Below are 12,347 nucleotides of genomic sequence, written 5' to 3' on the forward strand. Positions count from 1 at the left end.
GGAGACGTTATTTGAGCGCCGAAGAGTTAGCACAGCAGGCTCAATTGGAAGCACAAAAAGAACGTCAGGCGCGTTTAGCAGCTATTGCTCAATTAGACAATATGGGATTGACAGTAGAGCAAATTTCTGTAGCATTGGGGTTATCTATCAATGAGGTGCGTCAGCAGCTTGAGGAATCATAGATTTTAGAAAGTCGGTTTACATTAACTCTCAATTAATGAGGATGTGCCATTTTACTAGGAACCACAACTTGGTCAAATTCTTCCGCCGAAATATAGCCTAATTCGACACAAATCTGCTTTAAGGTCGCATCCTTCTCCAAAGCCAAATGAGCGACTTCTGCGGCTCGGTCATAGCCAATTTTAGGACTTAAAGCAGTTACCAACATTAAAGATTGTTCTAAATAGCTGTTAATTTTACGGTGATTTACCTGTAAACCAACCAACAGAAAATCTGTGAAGTTATTACAACTATCCGCCAAAATATTAACCGATTGTAGCAGGTTAAAAATCATCATTGGCTTAAACACATTTAACTCAAAATGACCCTGGGAACCCGCCATACTAATAGCGGTATCATACCCCATTACCTGAACCGCTACCATAGTCATAGCCTCGCATTGGGTGGGGTTTACTTTTCCCGGCATAATTGAAGAACCCGGTTCATTTTCGGGTAAAATTAATTCGCCTAAACCACAGCGGGGGCCACTCCCTAAAAATCTAATATCATTGGCAATTTTCATCAAAGAACAGGCTAAAGTTTTTAACGCACCACTCGCCATAACTATGGCATCATGAGCCGCCATAGCCGCAAATTTATTGGGTGCTGAAACAAAGGGTAAACAGGTCATTTCGGCAATGTGTTCCGCCACCCTTTCCGCAAACCCAGGCGGCGCATTTAATCCGGTTCCTACAGCGGTTCCACCAATAGCTAATTCATACAAATCAGGTAAAACCATCTCAATGCGTTTTAGGTCGGCATCTAGTTGTGCCACATAGCCGGAAAACTCCTGTCCTAAAGTCAGGGGAACAGCATCTTGTAAATGGGTGCGACCAATTTTGACAATATCGTTAAATTCTGCGGATTTCTGAGCCAGAGCATCTCGCATTTTTCGGACTTTAGGAATTAGGCGCTGATGAAACGCCAAAGCTGCTGCGATGTGCATAGCCGTCGGAAATGTATCGTTAGACGACTGAGACATATTAACATGGTCATTGGGATGAATAGGGTTTTTGCTGCCCATTTTTCCGCCCACAGAAGCGATCGCCCAATTAGCAATCACCTCATTTACATTCATATTACATTGAGTACCGCTTCCAGTCATCCACACCCGCAGGGGGAAATGTTCCGATAACTTACCCTCAATTACCTGTTGCGCCGCCTGTATAATCAATTCTGACAGATCTGGGGGCAGTTTTCCCAACTCTTGATTAGTCAACGCCGCCGCCTTTTTGAGAATACCAAAAGCCGCGATCACCTCTGGGGGGATTAAATCAGTACCAATAGAAAAATAATGAAGCGATCGCTGAGTTTGCGCTCCCCAATAGCGATCGTTGGGGACTTGAATTTCCCCCATGCTATCGCGTTCAACTCGCATATTAGCATCCATGTCCTGATTCATCGCCTAAGTTCCCCGTCCATTATCTATTAAAACTGCTTTAGCGCCCGTTGCATAGACCGCGCATCATCCCTGCGTCGGATTGTCTCTCGCTTGTCGTGCAACTTCTTACCTCGCGCCAGTCCAATCATCACCTTAACCCGTCCCCGTTTCAGATACATTCTCAGAGGAACCAGGGTCAGGCCCTTTTGTTCTACCTGTCCAATCAGCTTATTAATTTCCTGGCGATGTAGCAACAACTTTCGGGTACGGCGCGGATCATGATTAAAGAAATTACTCGTATTCTCATAAGGGGAGATATGAACATTAATCAGCCACACCTCTCCATCCCGCACCAACGCATAACCATCCTGCAAATTAGAACGACCCGCCCGGATCGACTTAACCTCCGTGCCTTTCAGTTCAATTCCGGCTTCGTAGGTATCTAGGATCTCGTACAGATAGCGAGCTTTACGGTTATCGGTGAGGATTTTGTATCCGTTACTGTCTTTACTCATAACTTCTCATTATACCATGAACCAGGGTTAATTGAACAACCTTGTTGTTACCATCATTTTAATGGGACAATAGAAGTTTGAGTTTAGTATACATAGCGAGTTTTTAGCATCCAATGAAGGGAACGATTTGGGAACTGGATTTTTACAGTCGTCCGCTGCGGGACGAAGACGGAAAAAAAGTATGGGAGGTGATTATCTGTGAAACCCCCCTGGATGTGCGATCGCGCCCTGAGTCTCTATTCCGCTATACACAATTTTGTCCCAGTACCCAGGTTAACTCTATCTGGTTGCAGGGAGCTATTGAAGAAGCGATCGCTCAAGCACCATTACCACCATCCAAAATTCGTTTTTTCCGCCGTCCCATGGCGAATATGATCTCTAAAGCTGCTGAAGGGTTAGATATCCCCGCATCAGCTAGTCGTCGCACCTATACACTGTTTCAGTGGCTACAAGAACGCATCGACAAAGTTTATCCCACCTATCCTAACTATCAGGAAGGAACTAACCCCTCAGTGCAGTTTGTCTCCGGTGAACCTCAGCCCCTACCAGATGCACTTCAGGGGGAACAGTGGGCGATCGTTTCTTTAGAAGCCGCCGCCTTTCAAGATATGCCTGAATGGGATATCGGCTTTGGCGAAGCCTTCAGTTTACCCATGATGGGGCTATCTCCCGAAACACTCGTTCCCGGTCTGATTATTTTCTCTACCCGCGCCATACCCCTAGCCGCCTGGATGTCTGGGTTAGAGTTAGCTTTTCTGCGACTCCTGGAAACTCCCCGCCCTAGCCTGATTTTGGAAACCGGGGAAAATGAGAGTTGGATTTTGGCTAACCTCACCGACTCTAAAACCCAGACCGAAGCCCGGAATTTTGAACAAGCCAAGCTCTCCGCTAAAAATGTGCATTTTTTGGCTATTCAGTCTGACCCTAATTCCGAATCCTTTGCTGGCTTCTGGATGCTTCAGCAGTTAGACTTCTAATCTCATTACCCCGGAGGGGGATGATAATCTTATCGATTATCCCCCCTCCCCTCCCACTCACCCCGAAAACATCCCAACCTCTATACATACAATCTGATTTTTGTCAAGATGCCCATTTTAGGCGATCGCTTTTTCTCCGGGGGTGGGTTTTTCCCCTGGCTGATTTAGCACCCGCCCCTACAGGTGCATCGCTATTTTGAAATTTTAGCCACCAAATATTTTAAACCCCGTAAAAATAGGCGTTTCCGCCTCTTTTTTTGCATATAGACACAATCACCCCTTGGGAGCCATTTCCTACACCATACCAAAACCCCCATCATCTCCTCAATCTTTTGATAGAAGTTATCAATAAAAACTTATGAATTCTTAACATTCTTTGGAAAATCAAAACTATTCGCAGCCATACATTAGCTAAACTTAACTAATTTGCCAAGGCTGGGCCAAGGCTGTCAACTAATTGAGAATCATTAGCTTGAAAAATTAACTTTCATGATATAAACATCTTAAAGAGAGTCATTTGCAATTGGTTCCCAGAGCCATACCCAGAGCCCTATCCATGATTTAAAGGGTTCAGATGCTTACTGGAAAAGGTTTCTAAGTAATTAGACAACCCCAATCTGTAGAAAAACTCTCAATTAATGGTGTAGTGACCCAAGAACTACAGCCATTAACCCATTTTCAGATGTTTTTGCGTTGGTGTGAGATTAGAAATGACAAACAAAATTCTTTGGAAGACCCTCAAGCACAGTCCCAGCTTGGTGGGTGCAGCCCTGCTTCTAAGTGCAGGTTCCGCCTTAGCCACAGAAAAAATAGCCACTAAATTTGATATTACATCTCAAGTAGCTCCCGTAACTACTGAAGACATAGAAGACTCTATCAGCCCAGAGTCTAATCTGGCGATCGCCCATCAATCCGAGCCTCCAAGCCAACCCGTAGAATTAGCTCAAACACAGCCAGAAACCGATCCAGAAATCACCATCTTAGGTATCGAGCAAATCAACCAATACAGTGGCTTAGAAGACTCCATGGAACAGGTAACTTCTGTTTCCCAGTTGTCAGACGTGCAACCCACAGACTGGGCATTCCAAGCCCTACAGTCCTTAGTTGAGCGCTATGGCTGTATCGCAGGTTATCCCGACGGAACCTTTAGGGGAAACCGAGCCATGACTCGTTTTGAGTTTGCTGCTGGTTTAAATGCTTGTTTAGAGCGAGTTAATGAACTAATTGCCGCTTCTGTAGCTAATCTCGTAACTCGTGAAGACCTAGCAGTTATCCAACGACTACAGGAAGAATTTGCAGCAGAACTAGCCACTTTAAGGGGTCGCGTATATGCCCTAGAAGCCAGAACCGCCGAATTAGAAGCTAACCAATTCTCAACCACCACCAAACTTAGTGGCGAAGTAGTATTTTGGGCAGGAGATAGCTTTGGCGATCGCTCTCGTCATAATGTAGCAGGGGGACCCTTTGGCCGAGCCAGTGATGACCCCACCCAAACCTATCTCGGCTACCGCAGCCGTCTCAACTTTGATAGCAGCTTTAGCGGTCGAGACAGGCTGAGAATTCGCTTAGAAGCCGTAGACATTCCCAACCTGAGAAGTTTTGGTCTCAATAATACATTAATGGCTCGCACTTCCATTGACGGCAGGAGCAATGGTTTCCGACTAGATGATCTAAACTACCGTTTCCCCGCTTTTGATGGTAAAGCCCGCTTCTGGGTAGGCGCTAATGCTCTGGGAATAGACAATATTCTTGATGTACTCTCACCCCTTGAAAGTGCCTCCGCCGGATCAATTTCTCGGTTTGGACGACGGAACCCCGCCGTATTTCGAGGACCCGGTGGTGCAGGTGCTGGCGCTAACTTCACCTTTGGTAGTCAACCTCGCTTTAAACTTAATCTAGCTTATTTAGCCGGTAATGCTTCTGATGCTACCCAAAGCAATGGCTTATTTAATGGTAGCAATAGCGCTGGCGCTCAGTTAGTTTATGAACCCAATCGAAACCTCGCTTTTGCCGTCGAGTACGCCCGCAAGTATTTTAGCACTGAAGACGTGAATATTGCTGGCGGCACAGGAAGCTGGATTTCTGAGCGTCCCTTTGGAAACAATGCCACCAGCAGCGATAACTTAGGTTTACAATTTAACTGGCGCGTCCTTGACAAATTCCAGTTAGGTGGCTGGTTTGGTGCTACCTGGGCTCATCAACAAAGAAATGGCAGTGATAGTGCGACAATTCTTAACTGGGCTGTCACTATGGGCTTCCCCGATGCCTTCAGCGAAGGAGATTTGGGTGGTATTATTATCGGAATGCCCCCCAAAGTTACGAACCACGACCGGGGAGCTTTGGAAGACCGCGATACTTCCTTCCATATTGAAGCCTTCTATCGCTATGCCTTCAATGACTACATTTCCATCACTCCCGGCTTCTTTGTCGTCACTAACCCTGATCACAATAGCCACAATGCTAATATTTTCGTAGGGACTCTCAGAACCACTTTCCGTTTCTAGCAGTTTCTCGCTCATTTTCTTAGCCTGGGGGGACGGACTATTCTTGAATTTATCCTCACCCCCTAGGGCCTAGGGCGTTGACAAATCTATGGCGATCGCCTATTATTATTTCCATGGCTTTCTGTCGCTATACACTTGACTAATTATTCAACATTGCTCACCATAGTAAATGGCTCTAACCATCGTCTAATAACGGATAGAGCCATTTAGGGTAGATTTTTGACTAAATCACAAAATGGGTCGGGGGTTAATCCTAAATTGTCATAGGAAAGCCACCGACCACAATCATCATCGCCTGGGGTTATTTAGCGATCGCATTCATAGGAGAATCAGCCACCTCCGGCGATTCAGAATCCGGTTCTAAGGTAGCCATATCTGGTCCGATTGCAGTCCACCATAAAGCGATCGCCGGAATCACACCAAATAATACGCTTAATAGAGTCGGTAGTAGAAACTTAGGATCTAAAGCCACCACCGTAATTACCGCCCCAAAGCCAAAGTTAGTCAAATACACCAGTAAAGGTAGAGTCAACACAGATCGAGATAAAACAATCGGCTTACCTCTCCATAAAACCGCCGCCACCGTCATAAACACCAAACCCGTCCCCATCCATCCCGTAAGATTACGATAAGGCATTCCAAAAAATTCCCCTACATCTTGAAATTGCCAAAACGGAAAAGGTGCTTGACTCATAGCCGGGTCTAGGACTAAATCCCAAGCCGTTAATAAAATCGCCGCCACCGCTAAAGCTGCTACATGACGCACCCAACTTGAACCCAGCCTCACCTTCAAGCCACCCCTCGCTAGTAGGTAGCAGGTTAAACCCATATAAAACCAGGATAGGGGAATCGTAAACGGAACTAGATCCGCGATTTTATAGCCTAAACCGTTTAGATATTGGTAATGACCGAAAGGAAAACCTGTGCTAGTCCCCAGCAGTTCACTACTCAGGGATAGGACAATAGATGGCACCATAAATCCTAGCGTCGTAGCCAGCCCTAGGGTGCGATAGGCGTATAAACTAACTGCGATCGCTCCAAACACAATATAAGCTACTCCTCCCCCTGCCATACTCAGTTGAAAGAAACTTTGTCCTATGGGGGGTAGGTTAATAATTAGTTCTGGATTAGGTAGAACTATTAGCAGTCCCGCTAGACCAAACAGGGTGGACAGGATATGGATGGTCAGAAAAAATCGCTCTTGCATCAGAAGTTGCTTCATGGGACTCCTCAAACAGATATGAAACGCAGACCGCGTTTCCGAAAACTTTATAAATCTTTATACAACAATAGACTTATTTGCTGTTAAACGCGACCCCCCCCTGTCCCCTCCCTGTCACGCCCCATATCCCTGGCCCCTAACCCTAAGCTAATATCCTCCAGATCTGCCATATTGACAGACAGCACATTGACAACTATTCTTATTAAAGTCCAGACTAATTTATAATAACTTTGAATTAGCTGGTGGGACTCAAGCCAGAATGGTAGCCCATTTTTAGGAAAGTCCCAGGTTTGGTGCTGCTCATAACAGACTATCAACCAACCATCAATATCCATATAACACCCTGGCTGTGCCAGAACAAATCAATTCCTAGAGCCGATCATATCTCAGCAATTGAGAAATATTATGAATATCAGCTCACCTTGACACTTGGGAAAAAAATTACATGAAACGAAGAAAAGTTATCTCTTTAATTGGGTTAGCAATAGCCACCAGTGCCATCTCGATCGCTTGTGGTCAACAACAAACAACCATCGATCCAACCGCCACCAATGGTACAACAGGTGCAACCTTAGTCGTTTATTCTGGTCGTGCAGAAGACCTAATTGGTCCAATGTTTCAGCGATTTCAAGCCGAAACTGGCATTCAAGTCAATGTCCGTTATGGGGATACAGCCGAATTAGCCGCCACCATCTTAGAAGAAGGTCAAAATTCCCCAGCCGATATTTATTTTGCTCAAGATGCAGGAGCTTTAGGCGCTCTACAAAGAGAAGGGCGCACCCGTCCCATTCCAGAAACCTTACTCAATCAAGTAGACCCTAGGTTCCGCTCTCGCGAAGGACAATGGATTGGTATTACCGGACGCGCTCGCGTATTTAACTACAATACAGATCTACTCAGCAGCGATCAAGTTCCTAACTCAATTTGGGAAATTACACAACCCGAATGGTCAGGACGCATTGGCTGGGCTCCAACTAACGGCTCCTTTCAATCCTTTGTTACCGCCCTACGAAAGCATGAAGGCGAAGAACGCGCTAGAGAATGGGTAGAAGCCATGCAAGCCAATAACCCCCAGGTCTATCGCAATAATACAACCCTTGTCGAAGCCTTGGGGCGCGGTGAAGTAGACCTGGGATTGACAAATAACTATTACTTGTTCCGCTTTAAAGCCGAAGATCCCAATTTCCCCGTATCCTATCACTATCCCACCGGCGATGTAGGTTCTATGATCAATATAGCCGGAGTCGCTATTATCGATAGCACAGACCAACCCGAAGCAGCATACGCCTTTATCGAGTTTATGCTTAGTCCAGAAGCACAACAACACTTCGCCCAAGGGAATAGTGAATATCCCTTAATTGATGGCATTCAACCACCAGACGGACAGATTCCTATTGCTCAGATTAATCCCCCAGATATCGATCTCAGTGACTTAGAAGACTTAGAAGGAACACTAGAGTTGCTGCGTTCAGCAGGGGTTTTATAACCAAAGAATCCCATCCCATTGATCAGGAAGCACTAGACCCCTTCCTGATTTCTTCGCCTACTTTCCCATATAATATCCTCACTAATTTTTTCATTAAATGACTATTAACCTAAAGCAAACATTATCCTCAACTAGCTACTTATCCACCAGGCGATCGCATCCTCCTATTTTTTTAGTCATCATGGCTGCCATAGTCGCTTTAGGCATGGCATTACCCCTCGTTTACCTAGTAATTAGGGCAATGGGCATTGGATTAGCCCCCTTCATCGCCCTTATATCCCGACCCCGCACCATTCAGGTATTTTTTAACAGCATAGGTATGGCCTTCTTTGTCACACTCCTATCTGCCTTGATTGCCATTCCCCTAGCATTTCTAATAGTACGCACCAATTTACCAGGGCGGCGTTTTTGGTCAGTAGTCACCACCTTACCCCTAGCTATCCCCACCTATGTAGGCAGTTTTGCCCTATTAGCCTTCGCCGGACCCCGTGGTAGTATGATCCAAATTCTCCTCGAACCCTTCGGAGTCCAACGCTTACCCTCTATTTATGGCTGGGCTGGAGTAATTATCGCCACCACACTATTTTCCTACCCTTACATATTGCTCACAGTGCGATCGAGTTTACAAGGCATGGACCCAGCCATGGAAGAAGTCTCACGGGTTCTCGGATATACTCCCTATCAAACCTTCTGGCGAGTCACCTTACCACAACTGCGCCCGGCGATCGCCGCCGGGTCTCTACTCGTCTCACTCTATGCCCTCCAAGACTTTGGAACTCCCGCACTCATGCGCTTTGAGTCCTTTACCTACGTCATTTTTTTACAATATCGCACCAGTTTTGACCGTAGTATGGCCGCCGCCTTATCCCTAGTATTAATCGCCTTAGTCGGGTTGATTTTATTGCTAGAATATCGAGCGCGATCGCGAGCCGCCTATTATAGTAGAGGTTCAGCTAGTCAACATCAACAACCCCTGATTCCCCTAGGTCGCTGGACTTGGTTAGCCCTCGGTTTTTGTATCCTCATCACACTATTTTCCCTAGTAATGCCCCTCGGAGTTTTATTCTTCTGGTTAGGGCGTGGCTTACGAGTAGGTCAAAACCCCATAGAATTAATCACCATGATGTTACCCGCCGCCTATAACTCCATCTATAGCTCAGGTCTAGCAGCCATCATTTCTACCCTGTTTGCACTCCCCATCGCCATTCTCGCCGTCCGCTTTCCTAGCCGCCTCACAGCCACCTTAGAGCGCACATCCTACATCGGTTTTGGAATGCCGGGAATTGTCGTATCACTCTCCCTCGTCTTCTTTGGAGCCAATTATGTACCCTGGCTTTATCAACAACTTCCCATGTTGATCTTTGCTTATCTAGTCTTATTCATTCCTCAAGCCGTCGGAACATTGCGCGGCTCACTACTTCAAGTATCCCCAAACCTAGAAGAATCTGCCCGTATTTTGGGACGCACACCCTGGCAAACTCTACGTCAAGTCACCTTACCACTCGTTCGTCCTGGCGTGATCAGTGGCGCTATGTTAATCTTCCTAACCTCCATTAAAGAATTACCAGCCACTCTCTTACTCTCTCCCATCGGTTTTCGTACTTTAGCCACTCAAATTTGGCAAGCCACAGCAGAAAGTGTAGCCTTTACCCAAGCCTCAGTCGCCGCACTCATGATGTTGTTCGTGTCCACCTTAGCTACACTCATTATTCTTTCCCAAGAACGCCGCATCAAAAATGCACAGCCTAGCCTTACCCAGTTAGAAGACTAGGAGCCACTCATCTCTGATGTTTCTCTTATGTTAACTTTTGTAAAGAAAAGTTAAGAAATGTTAAAAAAATTCCTCTCACTGGGGGGGTTGCTTTACGGCGTTCACTCGTGCTATTATTATAGATAATGGGAGTATTGACAATTTTATTTTTTGTTAATAGATTGCAATTATATTTTGGTATATAAAAATACTATCATTAGTTGCCACCCCCTGTCAACCCTCTGAGGAATTAAGCCTAGCAGGGAACAGGGCAATTAATTATTAATTATCCCGGCCCCCCTCAACCAATTTCACCTTAAAGCCTAACCCTGACCGGACTACGATTTTCCGTCAGCGACAACTCAGATTTAACAATCATTGAAGTTCCAGTCATTTCTGGAGGTTGCGGTAACTCCAGTATTTCCAAAATAGTCGGAGCTATATCCGCCAAACAGCCATCACTTCTCAAAGGTACATCAGTACCATGGCCGGGAATTTTCCGCCCCTCCCCTTCAACCAGAATAAAAGGCACCGGGTTAGTAGTGTGAGCAGTCCAGGGATTACCCTGTTCATCCGACATATATTCAGCATTACCATGATCAGCAATAATAATCGCTGTTCCCCCAGCTTTAGAAATACCTGCCAACAATTCCCCTAAACAGCGATCGACCGTTTCGATCGCCTTAACCGCCGCATCCATCATCCCCGTGTGACCCACCATATCAGGGTTAGCATAATTGATCACAATCAGAGAATAAATCCCCTTATCGATACCCTCAAGAGCAACTTCTGTCACTTCCTCCGCAGACATCTCCGGTTTTTGGTCATAGGTGGCGACCGCCGGACTAGGAATCAGTTCTCGATCTTCCCCCTCAAAAGGATGTTCCAAACCACCATTAAAGAAATAAGTCACATGGGCATATTTTTCGGTTTCCGCCGTCCGCAGTTGTTTCAACCCATGATCAGCAATTACTTGTCCTAAGATATTATCGAGTCCTTGGGGCTCAAAAGCTACATCCACCGGATAGTTGGGATCATACTGAGTAAAAGTCGCAAAACTCAGAGGCTCGATCAGTTCCCGTTCAAACTCATCAAAATCCTCCATCACAAAGGCTTGAGTAAGCTGTCGAGCGCGATCGGGTCGGAAATTAAAGAAAATCACCCCATCTCCGGGTTCTACAGCCCCTGGTGCTACTCTAATAGGGTTAATGAACTCATCTGTGATACCCTCTCCGTAGGATTCCCTCATGATCTCAGCTATAGTGCGATCGCTCTGTGGTCCATCGGTAGTCATGATCGAATAAGCCTTCCTTACCCGGTCCCATCGATTATCACGATCCATAGCATAGTAACGGCCGCTAATAGTCGCAATGTGCCCCACCCCTATTTCCTTAGTGTAGTCTTCAATTTGTTGAAGAACCTTAATTCCATCATTAGGGTTAGTATCACGGCCATCAGTAATCCCATGAATACAGACATTAGACAACCCCTTAGCCTTAGCCATATCCAGCAATCCCAGGATATGGTCTACATGGGAATGCACACCCCCATCGGAGCATAAACCCATTAAATGTAACTTACCCTCTCGCTGACGAACTTCCTCGCAAACTTTACTCAAAGCCCGATTATTCTGAATACTGCCATCCGAGACCGCATCAGAAATCCTCACCAACTCTTGAGGAACCACTCGTCCCGCACCTAAATTCAAGTGACCAACTTCTGAGTTGCCCATCTGACCCTCTGGTAAGCCGACAGCCTTACCAGAAGCCTGAATTAATGTTCGAGGATAAGCAGTCCAAAGGCTATCCATCACAGGGGTATTGCCAACAGCAATGGCATTTCCGTCCGTTTGTTCACGATAGCCCCAACCGTCTAATATGATTAGTACAACGGGAGATACAGACACTGATGCCATGCCAACTTACCTTTTCGCGACGAGTGAATTCCATCGACATGATATCATCCCTTTACCTAACTGTTAAATCTTTGCTAGGTGAAAAGGCAACAGCAAGCCAATTTAGGTGTAACCACATCGCCCTTTAAGTCCCAAAAACCCTCGTAAATTTGTTAACCTGGGGTTATTACCAACCAGCCCATAATTTTAAACAGATGGCAGCTAGAAATGATGATTGTGGTTCGTTTCAAGCTACCCTTGACATGAGAGCGTCAAATTTAGAGCATGATTTAATCTCAAATTAGGTTAATATTTTAGGGCAATATGGTATAATAAGCGAGAAGAGTGCGAGACGTTTAGGAGTCAAATAAGGCTGCAATGCCTGAAATAACCTCCTAG

The 12,347-nt window shown here is 45.8% G+C and carries 8 protein-coding genes and 1 pseudogene; 5 read left to right on the forward strand and 4 right to left on the reverse strand.

Annotated elements, in window-relative coordinates; all coding sequences use genetic code 11:
• Positions 1-2 precede the first annotated feature (2 nt).
• A pseudogene (locus P5674_RS07805) lies at positions 3-182 on the forward strand (Uma2 family endonuclease); the annotation flags it as partial.
• A gap of 32 nt (positions 183-214) precedes the next feature.
• Here P5674_RS07805 and fumC read toward each other — a convergent pair.
• Positions 215-1,621, reverse strand: coding sequence for a class II fumarate hydratase (fumC, locus tag P5674_RS07810; protein ID WP_062945602.1), 1,407 nt, complete (start codon positions 1,619-1,621; stop codon positions 215-217).
• A gap of 26 nt (positions 1,622-1,647) precedes the next feature.
• Positions 1,648-2,115 (reverse strand): SsrA-binding protein SmpB, encoded by a 468-nt coding sequence (smpB, locus tag P5674_RS07815; protein WP_006619952.1) that lies wholly within the window; start codon positions 2,113-2,115, stop codon positions 1,648-1,650.
• Between the two features lie 113 nt (positions 2,116-2,228).
• Between smpB and P5674_RS07820 the strand changes: the two genes are divergently transcribed.
• Together P5674_RS07820 and P5674_RS07825 are read left to right on the forward strand one after the other, a co-directional pair.
• Positions 2,229-3,092, forward strand: a complete 864-nt coding sequence (locus tag P5674_RS07820; protein ID WP_006619953.1) for a Tab2/Atab2 family RNA-binding protein — start codon at positions 2,229-2,231, stop codon at positions 3,090-3,092.
• Positions 3,093-3,802: 710 nt separating this feature from the next.
• Positions 3,803-5,596 (forward strand): iron uptake porin, encoded by a 1,794-nt coding sequence (locus P5674_RS07825; protein ID WP_006619954.1) that lies wholly within the window; start codon positions 3,803-3,805, stop codon positions 5,594-5,596.
• 301 nt (positions 5,597-5,897) lie between these two features.
• Here P5674_RS07825 and cruF read toward each other — a convergent pair whose 3' ends face one another.
• Positions 5,898-6,818: a gamma-carotene 1'-hydroxylase CruF gene (gene cruF, locus P5674_RS07830; RefSeq protein WP_014274510.1), complete on the reverse strand. Its 921-nt coding sequence runs from the start codon at positions 6,816-6,818 to the stop codon at positions 5,898-5,900.
• 445 nt (positions 6,819-7,263) lie between these two features.
• On the opposite strand from cruF, the gene P5674_RS07835 reads away from it, so the two are divergent.
• Positions 7,264-8,304 carry an iron ABC transporter substrate-binding protein gene (locus P5674_RS07835; protein ID WP_006619957.1) on the forward strand — a complete coding sequence of 347 codons (1,041 nt, stop codon included), beginning with the start codon at positions 7,264-7,266 and terminating at the stop codon, positions 8,302-8,304.
• A gap of 97 nt (positions 8,305-8,401) precedes the next feature.
• Positions 8,402-10,075, forward strand: a complete 1,674-nt coding sequence (locus P5674_RS07840) for an iron ABC transporter permease (RefSeq protein ID WP_315669917.1) — start codon at positions 8,402-8,404, stop codon at positions 10,073-10,075.
• 295 nt (positions 10,076-10,370) lie between these two features.
• Here P5674_RS07840 and gpmI read toward each other — a convergent pair whose 3' ends face one another.
• Positions 10,371-11,969, reverse strand: coding sequence for a 2,3-bisphosphoglycerate-independent phosphoglycerate mutase (gene gpmI, locus P5674_RS07845; RefSeq protein WP_014274509.1), 1,599 nt, complete (start codon positions 11,967-11,969; stop codon positions 10,371-10,373).
• Positions 11,970-12,347: the final 378 nt, after the last annotated feature.

Origin of the sequence: Limnospira sp. PMC 289.06 (assembly GCF_032350395.1) — a bacterium.
Classification (GTDB): domain Bacteria; phylum Cyanobacteriota; class Cyanobacteriia; order Cyanobacteriales; family Microcoleaceae; genus Limnospira; species Limnospira platensis.